Source organism: Clavibacter sepedonicus, assembly GCF_000069225.1.
In the GTDB taxonomy this organism is placed as follows: Bacteria; Actinomycetota; Actinomycetes; order Actinomycetales; family Microbacteriaceae; genus Clavibacter; species Clavibacter sepedonicus.
The window spans coordinates 2631088-2647472 of the sequence record NC_010407.1 but is presented as its reverse complement, the minus strand read 5'-3'; the positions used below and the strand labels follow the sequence as shown (position 1 = coordinate 2647472).

Below are 16385 nucleotides of genomic sequence, written 5' to 3'. Positions count from 1 at the left end.
CCGTCGCAGGTGCCGGGGCCGGAGCGCGACGAGCACCCGGGTGCCACTCGCGCGAGATCCGCTGCCAGGACGGCCGACGTGGTCGAGGCGGCACCGCAGGTCGCGCTCGGCTCCTCAGGCGACCGCGCTCCGCAGCGGCGCCGTCGCGAACTCGCGCATGCCCTCCTCGAAGGTCATGCGCGGCTCCCAGCCGAGCTCCGCGCGGAGCCTGTCGGACGAGGCCGTGATGTGGCGCACGTCGCCCAGCCGGTACTCGCCCGTGGTGACGGGCGCGGATCCGCCGGCCTCCCGTGCGAGCGCCTCCGCCATCTCGCCGATGGTGTGCACGGTGCCGCTGCCGACGTTGAAGGCCCGGAAGGATCCCGCCTCGCGTTCCGCGGTCCAGACGAGCGCGGCGAGGTTCGCGCCGGCGACGTCGCGGACGTGCACGAAGTCGCGGCGCTGCCGACCGTCCTCGAAGACGCGCGGGGCCTCGCCGCGTGCGAGCGCCGAGCGGAACAGCGACGCGACGCCCGCGTAGGGCGTGTTCTGCGGCATGCCCGGCCCGTAGACGTTGTGGTAGCGGAGGGCGGCCGCGCGGCCGCCCGTGGCGCGGGTCCACGAGCTCGCGAGGTTCTCCTGCGCGAGCTTGGTGGTGGCGTAGACGTTGCGCGGATCCAGCGGCACGTCCTCGCCGATGAGCGTGGGTACGAGCGGCTCGCCCGTCGCGGGATCGACCGGGTCGAAGAGCCCCGCGTCGAGGTCGGCGACGCGTCGCGCAGGCGGCCGCACCGGCCCGTAGGCGCCCTCGTATGCGCCCTCGCCGTAGACGACCATCGAGCTCGCGAGCACGAGCCGGTCGATGCCCGCGCGGGTCATCGCGGCGAGGAGCACCGCGGTGCCCCCGTCGTTCGTGGCGACGTAGTCGGGGGCGTCGAGGAAGTCGACGCCGAGGCCGACCTTCGCGGCCTGATGGCACACGACGTCGACGCCGTCGAGCGCGCGGGCCACGGCATCCGGATCGGTGACGTCACCGTGGACGAGCTCCACGCGCGGGTCGATCTCCGGCGCGCCGCCGTGCACGTCGGCGCGCAGCGAGTCGAGCACGCGCACGCGCCGCCCCTCCTCGAGCGCGGCCTGGACGATCGCGCCGCCGATGAACCCGGCGCCTCCCGTGACGAGGAGGATCCCGTCGCTCACGAGCGCGCGCCCGTCGGGTCGGTCGCGCCGGCGTCGCCGGTCGCGCCGGTGACGGGCCGCCCGAGCACGGACGCGACGGCGTCCGGGTCGATGAGCGGCCGGCCGCGGTAGTCGTCGGGGATCGCCCGGACGACCGCCTCGATCGCCCGCACGATGCGCGGCTGCGCGTCCCGCAAGCGGGCGAACACCAGGTCGGCCGTGACGGCGTCGCCCTGCTCGCCGGGCAGGGGCGCGAGGCCTGCGTCCGCGTCGGTGACGAACGACAGGTTGACCGTGCCGATGTTGAGCTCCGACGCCAGCACGACCTCGGGGTACTGCGTCATGTTCACGATGTGCGCGCCCGCCTGGCGGAACCACAGCGACTCGGCGCGCGTCGAGAAGCGCGGGCCCTGGATCACGACGACGGTGCCCGAGGTGCGCAGCGGCCCCGCGGGATCCGCCCGGTCGCCGCCCTCGAGCTCCACGAGCGCGGCGGCTGCGCGGGCGTGCAGCTCGGGGTCGAAGGGATCCGCGGCGGAGAGGTGCTGCACGACGCCGGCGTCGAAGAAGGTGTCGGGGCGGCCCCACGTGCGGTCGAGGAGCTGGTCGGTGAGCACGAGCGATCCCGGCGGGTAGTCCGGCGAGACGCCGCCCACGGCCGACGACGACACGATGGCGGAGACGCCGAGCGACGCGAGCGCCCAGATGTTCGCCCGGTAGTCGATGAGGTGCGGCGCGACCGAGTGGTCCGCACCGTGCCGGGTGAGGAACGCGACCCGGCGCCCGGCCAGCTCGCCGACCGTCACCTCGCTCGAGGTGGGGCCGAACGGCGTCTGGATCCGGTGCGACTCGCTGGTCGCCGGGTCGAGGAGGGAGTACAGGCCGGATCCGCCGATGACGCCGACCTCCGCGCGGGGGACGGATGCGGCGGTCGCCGGGGCGGGGGTGTCGGTCACGTCGTGCTCCTTCGGGTCGTCGCCCCAGTCAATCAGGCCCGCCCGGGCGTCCCGGCCCGGGCGCCCGCATGCGGCTCGTGCACACCCCACCTTATTGAGAATCATTCGCGACTAGTCTTGACGCACCCCGACCGGAAAGCCGTGCCCGATGCCCTCCTCCCTCCCGCAGATCCTCGACGCACTCGTGATAGGGGCCGGCCCAGCCGGCCTCGGCACCGCCATCGCCCTCGACGCCGTGGACGGGCTGCGCTCCGGAGTGGTGGAGCGCGGATCCGTCGGCGAGACCTTCCGGCGCTGGCCGGAGCGCCAGCGCTTCCTCTCCCCGTCGTTCACCGGTAACGGGTTCGGTGCCACGGACCTGAACGCGATCCACCCCTCCACCTCGCCCGCGTACTCGCTGGGCGTCGACTACCCGAGCGGATCCGAGTACGCGCGGTACCTCGCCGGAGTCGCCCGGCACTTCCCCGTGCCGCTCATGACCGGGACGGAGGTCACCGAGGTCACGCCCGGCGACGACGGCTTCCGCGTCGAGACGAACCGCGGAACGGTGGGGGCGCGCACGGTCGTGTGGGCGGGAGGCGAGTTCCACGATCCCGCTGCGGCGCGCTTCGCGGGCGGGCAGCTCGCTGACCACTCGGCGGCGGCGGCGGCGTGGGAGCCCCGCACCGGCCGGCTCGTCGTCATCGGCGGCTACGAGTCCGGCATCGACATCGCGTGCCACCACGTCGCGCTCGGCGCGGAGGTGACTGTCGTCGATCCTAAGCATCCCTGGGCGCCGGGCAGCGGATCCGACCCGTCGTACCGCCTGGCGCCGCGGTCCGTGCAGCGCCTCGCCGCCGCGGTCGCGACCGGCCGTCTGACCCTCGTCGGCGACGCGCGCGTCGTCGGCATCCGGCCGGCGGGCGCCGGCCACCTGGTGCAGGTCTCCGGGGCCACGGCCCTCGACTCCGACTCACGCCCTGTCCTGGCCACCGGCTTCGGCCCGGGCCTCGGACCCGTGTCCGAGCTCTTCGCGCGACGCGACGACGGGTGGCCGCTCCTGACGGAGGACGACGAGTCGACGGTCGTCCCCGGCCTCTTCCTGTCCGGGCCCGCGGTGCGCCACGGGGACGTGCGCTTCTGCTTCGTCTACAAGTACCGCCAGCGCTTCGCGCACATCGCCCGGGTGATCGGCGAGCGGCTGGGCGCCGACTGCGCGGGCCTCGAGCTGTGGCGCGAGGCCGGGATGCTGACGGACGACCTCAGCTGCTGCGGCGTGGAATGCGCATGCTGAGCGGGAGCGGCCGGGTCGGCGGGAGCGGCGGTGTCGGCGCGGACGGCGGGAGCGGTGGCGTCCGCGCGGACGACGCGTCGTCGGGAGGCGGGGACGCGACGCGACCGGCCCTCACGGACGGCGTCCGGATCCCCGCCCGCTCCCTCCTCCTCTTCCTCGGCGCGATCGCGCTCGGCTCGCTCGTCGGCATCGCGAGCCCCGACACGGGGGCGGCGCTCGGTGACGGGGTGGATCCCACCGTGCTGGTGCTCGTGACCGTCCTGTTCTCCGAGCTCGACCTCTCCGGCCTCCGGCGCTTGCGACTGCGCGGAGCGTCGCGGGTGCTCGGCGCCGCCTGGCTCGCGAACTTCGTGCTCATGCCCCTGCTGGGCTTCGGGATCGCCTCGCTCTTCCTGTCCGGCGCCCCGCTGCTGTTCGCGGGCGTCGTCATCTACTTCACCGCGCCGTGCACGGACTGGTTCCTGGGCTTCACCCGGCTGGCGGGCGGCGACACGTCCCTCGGGGCGGTGCTCCTCCCGATCAACATGGTCACGCAGCTGCTGGCCTATCCCTTCCTCCTCAGCGCGCTCGTGCACACGCCGGCCGTCGCGGATCCCCTCGTGATCGCGGAGACGCTCGTGCGCTGGTGCGTCGTGCCCGCGTCGCTCGCCCTCGGGATCCGGCTGGCGGTCGCGCTGCTGCTTCCGCGCGGCGCGGGCCTCCGCATCCGCGCGGTCACGGGCCGACTCGTGCCACTGGTCATCGCGGCCCTCATCGTGCAGATCTTCGCGGCGAACGTCGGCACCATCCGTGACCACGCGGATGCGTTCGCGGCGCTGCTCGGGGCGGTGATCCTCTTCTTCGCCCTCGGCTACACGCTGGTGGACCGGATCGCCCGCGCGCTCGGATTCGCCCACCCGCAGCGTGCGCTCCTCGCGATGACCACCGCGGCGCGCAACGCGCCGCTCATGCTGGCGCTGACGACGGTGGCGCTGCCGGACGAGCCGCTCGTCGCGGCGTCCATCGTGATCGGCATGCTCATCGAGTTCCCGCACCTCGCGGGCATCACGTGGCTCCTCACCCGACGGCGCCCCGCGCGGGTGAGGCGGATCGCCGCTCGCGAACCCGCGCCCACCGTGTGATGCGGACGGGGGCCGGAGCGCCGTGCGATGCGGGTCAGTTGAGCGGCCGCGTCCCCTTGGGCAGCGCGCCGCCCGCGTAGAGGTCCTTCGCCGTGTCCTGGAGCGCGGTCAGCGCGACGCGCTGGGTCCACGGGCCGTAGGAGATGCGTCCGACGCCGAGCTCCTCGAAGCGCGCGGGGGAGAGGGATCCGGGGACGCCGATGACCGTGAGCCGCTGCGGGCCGACGGCCTCGACGAGGGTGCGCACCTCGTCCTCCGTGAGCGGGCCGGGCACGAAGACGCTCGTGGCGCCCGCCGCCATGTAGGCGCGGGTGCGCTCGACGGCGTCGGCGAGGACGTCGGACCGGTCGCGATCGCCGCCCAGGACGTACGCGTCGGTGCGCGCGTTGAGCGCGAACGGCACGCCCTCGGCTTGCGCGGCGGCGACGGCCGCCTCGACCGCGCGCACCGAGTCGGCGAGGGGGCGCATGCCGTCCTCCAGGTTCGCGCCGACGACGCCCACGCCGATGGCGCGGCGCACGGTCTCGCCCGCGTCGCCGTAGCCCGACTCGAGGTCGGCGGAGACCGGCTGCTCGACCGCGGCGACGATGCGGCCGATCATGTCGAGGTGGAGGTCGAGCGGGATCCTCTCGCCGTCCTCGTAGCCGAAGGTGGCGGCGATGGAGTGGCTCGCGGTGGCGAGCGCCCTGGTCTCGGGGAGCGAGCCGATGGCGGCAGCCGAGACGGCGTCCCACACGTTCACCACCCTCAGGAGCTCGGGTGCGGTGTGGAGGTCGACGAGGGTCTGCCCGAGGGCGGCGATGGTCATGCCCCAACCCTAGGACGGCCGGGACGTGCGTGACAGGGGCGGGTTCGGGAGGCGGACACGCGGCATTGCGCAAGTTTGCCCTCAGCTCACCGGGGATTGATTTGCGCGTTCCCTGCGACGTATTTTGACCCGAGTCAGCATGCGTTTGAATCCGGCAACGCCGAGAAGTGCAAGGCAGATTGGAAATGCCAACATTCCGGGAATTCCGATTCCGGCGCCAAGGGTCTCGTCGTTGCCACTGATCGCGGCCCCAACAATCAACGTGATAAAACTGATAGCAGTCAACCACGAAGCTATGGCGAGGAGTGAAACGCGAGCACGAGCACGAGATTTTTGAATTGCATGCTCCTGCGACGCCACTGTCGTCTTTTCTGCCTTTAAGTCTCTCAAGATCGGCACGTCGATAAGTGGATTGCTGACGGTTACGAGGAACGGCTCGCTTGCCTGGAATGGAACTTGGACGCGGAAGTCAGTCCGGAGCAGTCTCGTCGGAATCCGAAACTCGGTCGGTGATGTGAATGCCGGCGACCACTGGGGGGCCGTCTCGGTCACTCCAAATTGTGGAGATACAGGGGCGCTGAATACGAAGACTATCGGATGGCCACTGTCAAACTGCGCTGAGGGAATGTCTGCTCTTCCGGTTGACCACACCAGCAATCGCATTAATGTCCCATCCGACGTGTCTGCCTGCGGACTCCACGGGGCGATCGCGTAGCGAAGCTCTCGTTTGGGGTGATTCTGCCGGTGGGAGTAGATAGAAATAGCAAACGCGACCATGACGCCGATGATGCCGATGAGATTCTCCATGCAAACAGCATGGCAGGTCAAAACGGCGGCGGGTGATTTTGGAGAATCGCGATGTGCTGATCTTGCCAAATCGCACTAGCGCGGGTGGTCCGCGGCGGATCCCACGGCCGAGACGCCCAGGCCCGCGCCCGCGGTGAGGAGCGCGAACGCCGCCACGAGCAGAAGCAGGCCGAGGTCGGCTCCGCACGTGTTTGCGGCGACCCCGATCGCGGCGGCAAGCAGCACGGCGGCGATCGCGGCGGTCACGCGTCGGCGGACGGCGGCGCGGCGCTCGTGCGGATCCATGCGCACAGGCTCCCGCGCGCGACCGGTGCGCGGCAAGGCCCGCGGGCGGATCCTTCGCCGGCGACCGGCGGAGCACGCGGAGACGCTCGGCATCGACCCGTGAGCACGCGGCCGCGTCGGGGATGATGGGCTCATGACCCCCGACCGCCCCGCGGACCGCCGACGACGCACGGTCGACGCGCACCGCGCGGCCGTCTCCGCGCTCCTCGCCCCGCTCGCCGAGCTGCCCGCGGAGGAGCTGGCCGTCGATGCCGCGGCGCTGGCGGCGGATCCGCACCGCTTCGCCGACCGGGTGCTCGCTCACGACGTCACGAGCCCCATCGACCTGCCGCCGTTCCGCAACTCGCAGATGGACGGCTACGCGGTGCGGGCCGCCGACCTGGCCGACGCGGGCGGCGCGCGTCCCGCCGTGCTCCGCATCGCGCCCCGGATCCCCGCGGGCGTAGCCCCCGCGCCGCTCGCACCCGGCACCGCGGCCCCCTGCATGACCGGCGCCCCCGTCCCGCCCGGCGCCGACGCGATCGTGCCCATCGAGGCCGCGACCCCCGACCGCTTCGTCGACGAGCAGGCGGCCGACGCGACCGTCTCCTTCGCCGAGCCCGTGGATCCGGGTGCCTTCGTCCGCGCGCAGGGCAGCGACCTCGCCGCGGGCGCCGTGCTCGTCGCCCGAGGCACGCGCCTCCTCCCGGCGCACTGGGGCGTGCTCGCCTCCGCCGGCGTCGCGACCGTCGCCGTGCGCCGTCGTCCCGTCGTGCTCCTCCTCTCCACCGGGCTCGAGCTGCGCGGCCGCGGCGAGGAGCTCGCGCCCGGGCAGATCCACGACGCCAACTCCGTCGCGCTCGCCGCCGCGCTCGCGGACGCCGGGGTGGAGGTCCGCGCGCTGCGGGTCGCGTCCGACGACGCCGACCGGGTGCGCGACGCGATCCGCGACGCCGCCGGCGTCGACCTCCTGATCACGACGGGCGGCGTGAGCGCCGGCGCGTACGAGGTCGTGCGCGACGTGCTCGCGGGCGGCGGCGTGGAGTTCGTCTCCGTCGCCGTGCAGCCGGGCGGGCCGCAGGGTCTCGGGACGGCGGAGATCGGCGGGCAGCGGATCCCCGTGGTCGCCTTCCCCGGCAACCCCGTGAGCGCGCTGGTCTCGTTCGAGCTGTTCCTCCGCCCGGTGCTGCGCGCGCTCGCCGGGCACCAGCGCCCGGATCGCCCGTCCCGCGAGCTGCCGCTCGCCGCGCCGCTCGACTCGCCCGCCGCCAAGCACCAGGTGCGGCGCGGGCGCCTCGACGCCGACGGCCGGGTCGTCGCGGTCGGCGGCCCCGGATCCCACCTCCTGCACGCGTACGCGACCGCCACCCACCTCGTCCACATCCCTGCGGGCGTCGACCGGCTCGAGGCCGGCGACCCCGTCACCGTCTGGAGCATCGATGACTGATCCCGCCACGACTGATCCCGCCACGACCGAGCCCGCCACGACCGAGCCCGAAGCGGCCGCGGCCGCGCCGTCCCTCACCCACCTGCGGCAGGACGGATCCGCGCACATGGTCGACGTCACCGACAAGGCCGTCACCAAGCGCCGGGCCGTCGCGCAGGCCGTGCTCGTGACGCGGCCCGAGGTGGTCGCGGCCGTGATCTCGGGCGACCTCCCCAAGGGCGAGGCCGTCGGCACGGCGCGCATCGCGGGGATCATGGCGGCGAAGCAGACGTCCAGCCTCATCCCGCTGTGCCACCCGCTGCCCATCGGCCGCATCGAGATCGACATCACGGGCGACGACGACCGGCTCACGGTGGTCGCGTCCGTGAGCACCACGGGCGTCACGGGCGTCGAGATGGAGGCGCTGACCGCAGCCTCGGTCGCGGCGCTCACGCTGTACGACATGGTCAAGGCGGTGGACGCCCGGGCCGTGATCACCGACGTGCTCGTGCGCGAGAAGCAGGGCGGCAAGTCCGGCGACTGGGCCCGGCCGTGAGCGCGGCGGATCCTCGCGGCCGCGCCGTCGTGATCGTCGCCTCCACGCGCGCCGCGGCGGGGGAGTACCAGGACCGCACGGGTCCCGTCATCGCCGCCTGGCTCGCCGAGCGCGGGTACCGGGTCGGCGCGCCGATCGTCCGCGCCGACGGGCCGGGGGTCGCCGCGGCGCTCGCCGAGGCCGTCGCGGGCGGCGCGCGTGTGATCCTCACCACGGGCGGCACGGGCATCACCCCCACCGACCGCACGCCCGAGGCGACCCGGCCGCTGCTCGACCTCGAGATCCCCGGGATCATGGAGGAGGCCCGCCGCATCGGCACGGCCCACACACCCACGGCCGTGCTCACGCGCGGGCACGCGGGTCTCGCGCGCGGCACGTTCGTCATGAACCTGCCGGGCTCGCCGGGCGGCGTGCGCGACGGCCTCGGGCTCCTCGACCGGATCCTCGACCACGTGCTCGAGCAGGCACGCGGCGCGGTGCACCCGTCGACGGACCCGGCCGCTGGCACCGCCCGCCCGGACGCCGCACCGGACGCGGGGGCCCGCGCGTGACCGCCGACCGCGTGCTCTTCGCCCGCATCGCGGGCGGTGCGATCCGCGTCGAGGACTGCGCCGACGCCGTGCGCGCCGACGACGCCGGCGCCGTCGTCACCTTCGAGGGCGTCGTGCGCGACCACGACGACGGACGCGGCGTCCTCTGGCTCGACTACTCCGCGCATCCGGCCGCCCGCCAGGCGATCCGGCAGGTCGCGCTCGACGTGTCCGCCAGGTATCCGGAGGTGCGCATCGCCGTCGAGCACCGCATCGGACGGCTCGGCATCGGCGACGTCGCGCTCACCTGCGCCGTGTCCTCCGCGCACCGGGCCGACGCGTTCGCCGCGTGCGGACTGCTGGTGGACGAGGTCAAGCAGCGCGTCCCCATCTGGAAGCAGCAGGCCTTCGACGACGGCACGAGCGAGTGGGTGGCGTCGCTCGGCTGACGCGGCACGGTTCGCATCTGCCGTCGGAAGGCCCCGGCCTGGGTACGGACGCGTCCGAGCGACGAGCATCTGATCTACGTTCGGGTACCGGCGATCGCCGGACCCCGACCGAAGGGCACATCGTGCAAGGACGCGCGTATCTCGCAACGGCAGTCATCGCCGTAGGAATCATAGGCGCATCAGCCGCTCCGGCTCTCGCCGAGAACAGCTACCGCCCGGTCGACTGCCACTGCTACTGGGACTACGGCACGCAGACCAATTCCGTCTTCGACAAGCGCGTCTACTCGCATTACGAGACGGACGTCCACTACCACTCGGCGACTGTCCGATGCCCGGACGACAGCAACTCGGACAAGGAATACGCGGCGGCAGGCGTGCGTGCGAGCGCCGAGGTCCATTGCTCGCCCTTCCAGCACGGATACGCGTATTGGGACAACTACTGAGCACGACGGACGCGGCCCGATTCCGTACCCGATGACCTCCAAGCTCCTCGTCGCGCTCCTCGTGATCCTCACGGCAGTCGTCGGCGGATCCGCGGTCGTGCGCGCCGATGTCGAGGATCGGGCGGCTCGCGATGCCGTGGCCGCAGGGTGGGGATCGCGGTTCGCGATCCCGGTCCTCCCCGAGGACACGGATCCGGGGATCGTCGCCGACGCGCTCGTGTCGGCAGGTCAAGAGACGGGCGTCTCCGTCATCCGTCGAGCGGAGGGCTTCTCCGGTGCGGGGGAACGCACGACGCTCTACGTGCTCCTGGCAGACGGCTCCGGACTCCCGGGTGCCTTCCCGCTCGAAGCCGGCCGGTTCCTCACACCGGAGGAGTCCCGCGGCGTCACCGGGTCGGTCGCGACGGCAGCCGTCGGCGACCCCGCATCCGTCGGCACCATCGCGGATCTCGGGGGAGACGACCGGTTCCTCATCCGACCGCTGCGCGCCGCCTTCGACACCCTGACGCCCGACGGCGAATACCGCATGGAGTGCAGGACCGCCGAGGACTGCCGCGCCTTCGTGGAGCGCACCGCGGCGATGATCGACGAGCGCGCTCCCGGCGCCGCCCTCACCGCGGACGCGCTGACGGCGACGCACAGCGGGGGAGGATCGAGCACCGGCGGAGTCGAGCCGGTGACCGCGGTCATCGCGTTGCTGGTCCTCTTCGTCGTGATCCTGATCCTCTATCGCCAGCTCGCGCAGGCGCGCCGGACCGGTGTGCTCCGCTTGCACGGCCGCGGCACGTTCGAGGTGTGGTTCCTCATCACGGCGCGGATCGTCCTCCTCTCCGTCGGCATCACCGGAATCGTCGCCGTGGCGGCGACGACGCTGGTGTCCGGGAGCGGCGCTGCCCTGATGATCACCGTCGGCGGAGCCATCGCCCGTCTCCTCGGAGGGCTGCTCGTCGTCTCCTTCCTCACCTGCATCACGATCCGCAGGCTGCGCATCGCGGACGCGCTCAAGGACCGCACCGACACGCGGTCGCTCTTCTGGACCAGCACGGCCCTCAAGGCCGCTGCGACCGTCGTGCTCCTGATCACGGGTGCGACGACTCTGGCGCAGGTCCAGGTCATCCGGCATCAGCAGGAACTGCTCGGCTCCTGGCGCCAGGCAGCGGGATACGCGGTGTTCCATCCGCAGGCGGGCGGAGATGACGCCGCTATCGGCGGCGGCTCCGATCTGGGCCGGCTCGCGAACGCGGTGTTCGACCTCTACGACGAGGCGGACTCGCGCGGCGCCCTCTACGTGGACGACTCGGCCCTGGGATCATCCGACGGCTCCGCGCCGGAGAGCGCAGCGGGCGGCGGATCCGCGCACACGGCCTCGCTCACCGTGAACCCGAACTACCTGGTGTCCTTCCCGGTTGTCGGTGAGGACAGCAAGCCCGTGGTCGTCGAGGACTCGGACGCCGACTGGGTCGTGCTCGTCCCCGCGAGCATGCGCGGTCAGGAGGACGGCCTGCGGCGCGCCATCCTCGACCAGCGGCACAGCGTCGCGCAGGCGGACCGGTCCCTGCTGCACCATGCGGATGCGATCGACACGGCGACGCAACAGGTTCGCATCATCTGGACCAGACCCGATCAGCACCTGTTCGCCTTCGACCCGTCGCTCGGGACGGAGGACGGCGGCCGGGTGACGGACCCTGTCGTGCAGGTCATGACCCGCGGGAACAGCGTCGGCTTCGATCGGGCGAACATGATGCGCGGTGGCGTCGCCGACGCGCTCAAGGTGCGGCTCGACGGCACGACCGAGGACACCCTCGCCGAGCTCGCCCCCACGCTCCATCGTCTGCACCTCGACGACACCCTCACGCACCTGTCGACGCTCGACGACTACCAGGCGGGTGAGGTCCAGCGCCTGGAGGACGACCTGCGGCTCCTCGCCATCACCGGGGCTGTCCTGCTCGTGGGGCTCCTCGTGCTCACCCTCCAGAGCATCGGCCTGATGTTCGATCGGTTCTCCCGCCGGGTCGTGGTTCGCCGCATGTTCGGCCACGGGTTCGTCCGTCGATACGCGGAGTTCCTCGGCGTGCTCGCCGGAGTCTGGTTCCTGCAGATCGCTGCGGCGCTCGCCGCCGAGTCCTCGGGCTATGCCGGCCTCGGTGCTGCCTCGGCGGCGGATGGGAGCCGGGCGGACGCGGGCCCCGCGGGAGTGCTGACCGCCGCCGCGGTCGTGCTCGTCATCGAGCTGGTCGTCTCCACGACGTGGCTCGTGCGCCTCGAGCGGCGGCGCACGGTCGACATCCTCAAAGGAGCTTTCTGATGCACATGACCGGATCCACGCCCGTCGACGGACCCGCGGTGTGCGAGCTCACCGACGTCACGCGGGCATTCCGCGGGCGGGAGGTCGTGCGCGGGCTGTCCCTGCGGGTCGAGGCGGGCGAGATGGTGGCGCTGACCGGTCGGAGCGGATGCGGGAAATCCACGGTTCTCAACATGATCGGGCTCCTCGACCGCCCGACCTCGGGCCAGCTGGCGCTCTTCGGCGCGCCGGCACCGCGTCCCGGGACCCGGGGTGCGCGACGTCTGCTCGCCGAGCGGATCGGGTACCTGTTCCAGAGCTTCGCGCTCCTCGACGAGGAGACGGCGGACGGCAACCTCCGCGTCGCGCAGGCGTGGACGGGAGGCACCCGGCACTCCCGCGCCGAGCAGCGTGCGGATGCGCTGGCGACCGTGGGTCTCGCGGACCACGCACGTGATCGCGTCTACGAGCTGTCGGGTGGCGAGCAGCAGCGCCTGGCCGTGGCGCGGCTGGCGCTGCGGCCCCGGGCCCTCGTGCTGGCTGACGAGCCGACCGGATCCCTGGACCCCGAGAACCGCGCCAGCGTCCTCGACATGCTCGAGGGGATGCGCCGCCGGGGGACGGCGGTCGTGATCGTGACGCACGACCCGGAGGTCGCCGCGGCGTGCACTCGGGTGGTGCCGTTGGAGCGCGCCCGCTAGGCCTTCGGCGTCTTCGCCGCGTTGTAGCGGCGACGCAGGCTGCCGAGGACGATGGTGCCGAGGATCAGGATGATGCCGATGATCCCGAGCCAGACGAGGCCCTTGATGGCGAAGCCGACGACCGTGAGGATCAGCCAGAGGACGAGCAGGACGACGATGAACGCCATGGGGAGGACCTTCCGTTGTGACCCCGCCGGCAGTCGGCCGGACGGGAGGGGATGCGCCGCGGGCCGCCGGAGCGCCGCGCGGCGCCCCGATGCTACCCCCGAGCGGGGAGCCGGGATCGGGATACCGCGCGCGGCGTGCGGGCCGGGCGGGCTCAGGCCTTCGCGGCGTCCAGCGCGTCGGCGATGCGCTCGGCCCGGCGCGTGCGGCGCCCGGCGAGCTGCAGCACGAGCGCGACCAGGGCGCTCGCCGCGACGAACGCGCCGTAGACCGTCAGCACGATCGGCAGACCGTCCGCCTCCACGAAGACGCCCGCGACGATGCTCGGCACGCCGAAGGCGAGGTAGCTGGCCACGTACACGGAGGAGAGGAGGCTCGCGCGCTGGTCGACGGGGGCCTCCGCGAGCACGAGCCGGAGGCCCGCCTGGAACCCGGCGCCGAAGCCGACGCCGCCGATCACCGCGGCGATCGCGAAGAGGGGGAGCGACGCGGTCCAGATCGCGGCGACGAGGCCGACCGGGCCGAGCACGAGGGCGACCACGCCGACGATGAGGCTGCGGCGGGCGTCGCGGGTGCGGATCACGATGCCGGTGATCGCGCCCGTGCCCGTGAACAGCGCGATGGCCGCACCCGTGAGCGCGGCGCTGTGCAGGCCGAACGTGGTGCCGAGCACGGATCCGATGAAGGCGAGGAACATGCCGCCGAGCGCCCAGCTCGCGATCATGCCGCCGACGACCGCCGTGAAGACGGAGCGCGCGGCGCGCGGCACGGCGACCGACGGGACGAGCGATCGGAGCGCGCCCGCGCGGCGCGGCTGCCGCTCGGGGACGAACGCGACGGCGATGCCCGCGGCCACCATGAGCGCCGCGAGCACGACGAACACCGTCTCCTCGGGCGCGGGTCCGTACGCGACGAGGAAGCCGCTGCCGAGCGCGCCGACCGTGAGCGCCGCGGGCGGCACGACGCCGTTGAGGAACGCCGCGAGGCCGGAACGGCGGGTCGGCTGGTGGTCGATCATCCCGGCGCCGAGCGCACCGGTCGCGAGCCCGATCGCGAGGCCCTGGAGGATCCGGGCGACCACGAGTGCGAGCCCGTCGTGCGCGAACGCGAAGACGAGCATGGCGGCGGTGGAGACGGCGAGCGCGCCGAGGATCACGGGGCGGCGGCCGATGTGGTCGGAGAGGCGTCCGGCCGTCAGCAGGGTCGCGAGGAGGCCGGCGACGTAGACGGCGAACACGACCGTCAGCACCACGGGCGGCAGCGCCCATTCCTCCTGGTAGACGGGGTAGAGGGGTGAGGGCGCGGCCCCCGAGGCGACGAGCACGAGCAGCGTGAGCGCGTAGACGAGGAGGCCCGCGGCGGACTCGCGACGGGCGGGGGACGGGGCGGACGCGACCGGCGCACCCGCGGCGGGGACGGATGCGGTCTCGGTGCGGCTGGTCGTCATGTGCGCTCCTCGCGGTGGGCGGATCCCCGCGCACGGGCGGCGGGGCGGGCTGCTCCCCGTCGAGCGCGCGGCCCTCGCGGGTCACGATGGGGGCCAACGGCGCACGGCTCGCGGGAATTCCCCGGGCGGGGGTCACCTAGGCTCGTGCGGTGGCCCATCTACTGGGAGCCGAAGCGCTCCACCTCGAGTTCCCGACCCGCGTGATCTTCGACGAGGTGACCATCGGCGTCAACGAGGGCGACCGGATCGGCATCGTCGGCCGCAACGGCGACGGCAAGTCGACCCTCCTCTCCCTCCTCGCCGGACGCCTCGAGCCCGACAGCGGCCGCGTCACGCGCCGCCGCGGGATCACCATCGGCGTGCTCGACCAGAGCGACACCCTGCCCGACGGCCAGACCGTCGGTGAGGCCATCGTCGGCGGCATCGACGAGCACGAGTGGGCGGGCAACCCGCTCGTCCGCGACGTGATCGACGGCCTCGCCTCCGACGTGCCGTGGGACGCCGACGTCGCCCAGCTCTCGGGCGGCCAGCGCCGCCGCGTCGCGCTCGCGAAGCTCCTCATCGGCGACCACGACATCCTCTTCCTCGACGAGCCCACCAACCACCTCGACGTCGAGGGCATCGCCTGGCTCGCCGGCCACCTCCGCCGCCGCTGGGCGCCGAACTCCGGCGGACTCATCGTCGTGACCCACGACCGGTGGTTCCTCGACGAGGTCGCGAACGCCACGTGGGAGGTCCACGACCGCCTCATCGAGCCGTTCGAGGGCGGGTACGCGGCGTACATCCTGCAGCGCGTCGAGCGCGACCGCAGCGCCGCCGTCTCCGAGGCGAAGCGCCAGAACCTGATGAAGAAGGAGCTCGCGTGGCTGCGCCGCGGAGCCCCTGCGCGCACGGCCAAGCCCAAGTTCCGGATCGAGGCCGCCAACGCCCTCATCGCCGACGAGCCGCCCGCGCGCGACGCCGTCTCGCTCGCATCCATGGCGATGCAGCGGCTCGGCAAGGATGTCGTCGACCTGCTCGACGTGTCCGTCAGCTACGGCGAGAAGCAGATCCTCAAGGACGTCGAGTGGCGCATCGCGCCGGGCGAGCGCACCGGGATCCTCGGCGTCAACGGCGCGGGCAAGTCGACGCTGCTGTCGCTCGTCGCGGGCTCCCTGCAGCCGACGACCGGCAAGGTGAAGCGCGGCAAGACCATCAAGGTCGCCGTGCTCACGCAGCAGCTCGACGAGCTGAAGGACGTCCTCGAGGACCGCGTGTCCACCGTCATCGGCCGCCAGCGCACCACCTACGTCGCCGGCGGCAAGGAGATGACGCCCGGCCAGCTGCTCGAGCGCCTCGGCTTTACGAGCGCGCAGCTGTCCACCCCGGTGAAGGACCTCTCGGGCGGCCAGAAGCGGCGCCTCCAGCTCCTCCTCATCGTGCTCGACGAGCCGAACGTGCTCATCCTCGACGAGCCCACCAACGACCTCGACACCGACATGCTCGCGGCGATGGAGGACCTGCTCGACTCGTTCCCCGGCACGCTCCTCGTCGTGAGCCACGACCGGTACCTCATCGAGCGCGTCACCGACCAGCAGTACGCGGTGATGAACGGGAACCTCCGCCACCTCCCCGGCGGCGTGGAGCAGTACCTGAAGCTCCGCGCGCAGCCCGGCAACGCCGAGAAGGCGACCGTCGCGCGCCCCGACGAGGTCGGTGGCCAGGCCACGGCGACGCTCGGCGGATCGGGCGGATCCGGCGGCTCGCAGCTCCAGGGCGCCGAGCTGCGGAACGCGCAGAAGGAGCTCGCGAGCATCTCCCGGAAGCTCGAGAAGGCGGACACTCGTCGGCGCCAAACGCTCGACGCCATGGCCGCGCACGACCCGAACGACTACGACGGCCTCGGGAAGCTCAACGAGGGCGTGCGCGCCATCGAGGCCGAGGTCGAGGCGTTCGAGTCGCGCTGGATGGAGCTCAGCGAGCTGCTCGAGGGCTGATCATGCGGGCGGTCAGCAGGG

Annotated in this window: 17 protein-coding genes; 10 read left to right on the top strand and 7 right to left on the bottom strand. The window is 72.9% G+C overall.

What is annotated here, in order from left to right:
• Nucleotides 1-114: 114 nt before the first annotated feature.
• The gene (locus tag CMS_RS12315) at nucleotides 115-1179 is read right to left on the bottom strand and encodes an NAD-dependent epimerase/dehydratase family protein (RefSeq protein ID WP_012299765.1); all 1065 of its coding nucleotides are present in this window, start codon (nucleotides 1177-1179) and stop codon (nucleotides 115-117) included.
• On the bottom strand, nucleotides 1176-2114 hold the full coding sequence (locus CMS_RS12310) for an MTAP family purine nucleoside phosphorylase (protein ID WP_049791940.1): 939 nt from the start codon (nucleotides 2112-2114) through the stop codon (nucleotides 1176-1178). The genes CMS_RS12315 and CMS_RS12310 overlap by 4 nt, the downstream gene beginning before the upstream one ends.
• Nucleotides 2115-2262: 148 nt before the next feature.
• On the opposite strand from CMS_RS12310, the gene CMS_RS12305 reads away from it, so the two are divergent.
• Both CMS_RS12305 and CMS_RS12300 read left to right on the top strand, forming a co-directional pair.
• Nucleotides 2263-3387, top strand: a complete 1125-nt coding sequence (locus CMS_RS12305; RefSeq protein WP_012299763.1) for an NAD(P)/FAD-dependent oxidoreductase — start codon at nucleotides 2263-2265, stop codon at nucleotides 3385-3387.
• A complete protein-coding gene (locus CMS_RS12300; RefSeq protein WP_012299762.1) occupies nucleotides 3381-4508 on the top strand; it encodes an arsenic resistance protein in 1128 nt (375 codons plus the stop codon). Before CMS_RS12305 ends, CMS_RS12300 begins: the two co-directional genes overlap by 7 nt.
• A gap of 34 nt (nucleotides 4509-4542) precedes the next feature.
• Here CMS_RS12300 and CMS_RS12295 read toward each other — a convergent pair whose 3' ends face one another.
• The 3 genes from CMS_RS12295 to CMS_RS12290 all read right to left on the bottom strand — a co-directional run bounded on the left by CMS_RS12295 (nucleotide 4543) and on the right by CMS_RS12290 (nucleotide 6408).
• Nucleotides 4543-5316: an isocitrate lyase/PEP mutase family protein gene (locus tag CMS_RS12295; RefSeq protein WP_012299761.1), complete on the bottom strand. Its 774-nt coding sequence runs from the start codon at nucleotides 5314-5316 to the stop codon at nucleotides 4543-4545.
• Between the two features lie 81 nt (nucleotides 5317-5397).
• Complete coding sequence (locus CMS_RS17165) at nucleotides 5398-6123, bottom strand: hypothetical protein (RefSeq protein WP_133064224.1); 726 nt, start codon at nucleotides 6121-6123, stop codon at nucleotides 5398-5400.
• A 75-nt stretch (nucleotides 6124-6198) separates the two neighbouring features.
• A complete protein-coding gene (locus CMS_RS12290; RefSeq protein ID WP_041464678.1) occupies nucleotides 6199-6408 on the bottom strand; it encodes a hypothetical protein in 210 nt (69 codons plus the stop codon).
• Nucleotides 6409-6541: 133 nt separating this feature from the next.
• On the opposite strand from CMS_RS12290, the gene CMS_RS12285 reads away from it, so the two are divergent.
• The 7 genes from CMS_RS12285 to CMS_RS12255 all read left to right on the top strand — a co-directional run bounded on the left by CMS_RS12285 (nucleotide 6542) and on the right by CMS_RS12255 (nucleotide 12776).
• Nucleotides 6542-7834, top strand: a complete 1293-nt coding sequence (locus tag CMS_RS12285) for a molybdopterin molybdotransferase MoeA (protein ID WP_012299758.1) — start codon at nucleotides 6542-6544, stop codon at nucleotides 7832-7834.
• Complete coding sequence (moaC, locus tag CMS_RS12280; RefSeq protein WP_012299757.1) at nucleotides 7827-8369, top strand: cyclic pyranopterin monophosphate synthase MoaC; 543 nt, start codon at nucleotides 7827-7829, stop codon at nucleotides 8367-8369. Before CMS_RS12285 ends, moaC begins: the two co-directional genes overlap by 8 nt.
• Nucleotides 8366-8920 (top strand): MogA/MoaB family molybdenum cofactor biosynthesis protein, encoded by a 555-nt coding sequence (locus tag CMS_RS12275; RefSeq protein WP_012299756.1) that lies wholly within the window; start codon nucleotides 8366-8368, stop codon nucleotides 8918-8920. Before moaC ends, CMS_RS12275 begins: the two co-directional genes overlap by 4 nt.
• On the top strand, nucleotides 8917-9348 hold the full coding sequence (locus tag CMS_RS12270; protein WP_012039001.1) for a molybdenum cofactor biosynthesis protein MoaE: 432 nt from the start codon (nucleotides 8917-8919) through the stop codon (nucleotides 9346-9348). The genes CMS_RS12275 and CMS_RS12270 overlap by 4 nt, the downstream gene beginning before the upstream one ends.
• A gap of 122 nt (nucleotides 9349-9470) precedes the next feature.
• On the top strand, nucleotides 9471-9791 hold the full coding sequence (locus CMS_RS17345; protein ID WP_012299754.1) for a lactococcin 972 family bacteriocin: 321 nt from the start codon (nucleotides 9471-9473) through the stop codon (nucleotides 9789-9791).
• Nucleotides 9792-9822: 31 nt separating this feature from the next.
• Nucleotides 9823-12096, top strand: coding sequence for a bacteriocin-associated integral membrane family protein (locus CMS_RS12260; protein WP_012299753.1), 2274 nt, complete (start codon nucleotides 9823-9825; stop codon nucleotides 12094-12096).
• Complete coding sequence (locus CMS_RS12255) at nucleotides 12096-12776, top strand: ATP-binding cassette domain-containing protein (protein WP_012299752.1); 681 nt, start codon at nucleotides 12096-12098, stop codon at nucleotides 12774-12776. Before CMS_RS12260 ends, CMS_RS12255 begins: the two co-directional genes overlap by 1 nt.
• On the opposite strand, the gene CMS_RS17490 is transcribed toward CMS_RS12255, so the two are convergent.
• Together CMS_RS17490 and CMS_RS12245 are read right to left on the bottom strand one after the other, a co-directional pair.
• Nucleotides 12773-12943 (bottom strand): hypothetical protein, encoded by a 171-nt coding sequence (locus tag CMS_RS17490; protein ID WP_012299751.1) that lies wholly within the window; start codon nucleotides 12941-12943, stop codon nucleotides 12773-12775. The genes CMS_RS12255 and CMS_RS17490 overlap by 4 nt on opposite strands.
• 152 nt (nucleotides 12944-13095) lie before the next feature.
• Nucleotides 13096-14388 (bottom strand): MFS transporter, encoded by a 1293-nt coding sequence (locus CMS_RS12245; RefSeq protein ID WP_012299750.1) that lies wholly within the window; start codon nucleotides 14386-14388, stop codon nucleotides 13096-13098.
• Nucleotides 14389-14537: 149 nt separating this feature from the next.
• Here CMS_RS12245 and CMS_RS12240 point away from each other — a divergent pair, with 149 nt between their 5' ends.
• A complete protein-coding gene (locus CMS_RS12240; RefSeq protein WP_041464677.1) occupies nucleotides 14538-16364 on the top strand; it encodes an ABC-F family ATP-binding cassette domain-containing protein in 1827 nt (608 codons plus the stop codon).
• Nucleotides 16365-16385 lie beyond the last annotated feature (21 nt).

Coding starts and splice junctions, on each gene's coding strand:
- CMS_RS12305 (WP_012299763.1), top strand. CDS start 2,263: ATGCCCTCCTCCCTCCCGCAGATCCTCGACGCACTCGTGATAGGGGCC.
- CMS_RS12300 (WP_012299762.1), top strand. CDS start 3,381: ATGCTGAGCGGGAGCGGCCGGGTCGGCGGGAGCGGCGGTGTCGGCGCG.
- CMS_RS12295 (WP_012299761.1), bottom strand. CDS start 5,316: ATGACCATCGCCGCCCTCGGGCAGACCCTCGTCGACCTCCACACCGCA.
- CMS_RS17165 (WP_133064224.1), bottom strand. CDS start 6,123: ATGGAGAATCTCATCGGCATCATCGGCGTCATGGTCGCGTTTGCTATT.
- CMS_RS12290 (WP_041464678.1), bottom strand. CDS start 6,408: ATGGATCCGCACGAGCGCCGCGCCGCCGTCCGCCGACGCGTGACCGCC.
- CMS_RS12285 (WP_012299758.1), top strand. CDS start 6,542: ATGACCCCCGACCGCCCCGCGGACCGCCGACGACGCACGGTCGACGCG.
- moaC (WP_012299757.1), top strand. CDS start 7,827: ATGACTGATCCCGCCACGACTGATCCCGCCACGACCGAGCCCGCCACG.
- CMS_RS12260 (WP_012299753.1), top strand. CDS start 9,823: ATGACCTCCAAGCTCCTCGTCGCGCTCCTCGTGATCCTCACGGCAGTC.
- CMS_RS12255 (WP_012299752.1), top strand. CDS start 12,096: ATGCACATGACCGGATCCACGCCCGTCGACGGACCCGCGGTGTGCGAG.
- CMS_RS17490 (WP_012299751.1), bottom strand. CDS start 12,943: ATGGCGTTCATCGTCGTCCTGCTCGTCCTCTGGCTGATCCTCACGGTC.
- CMS_RS12245 (WP_012299750.1), bottom strand. CDS start 14,388: ATGACGACCAGCCGCACCGAGACCGCATCCGTCCCCGCCGCGGGTGCG.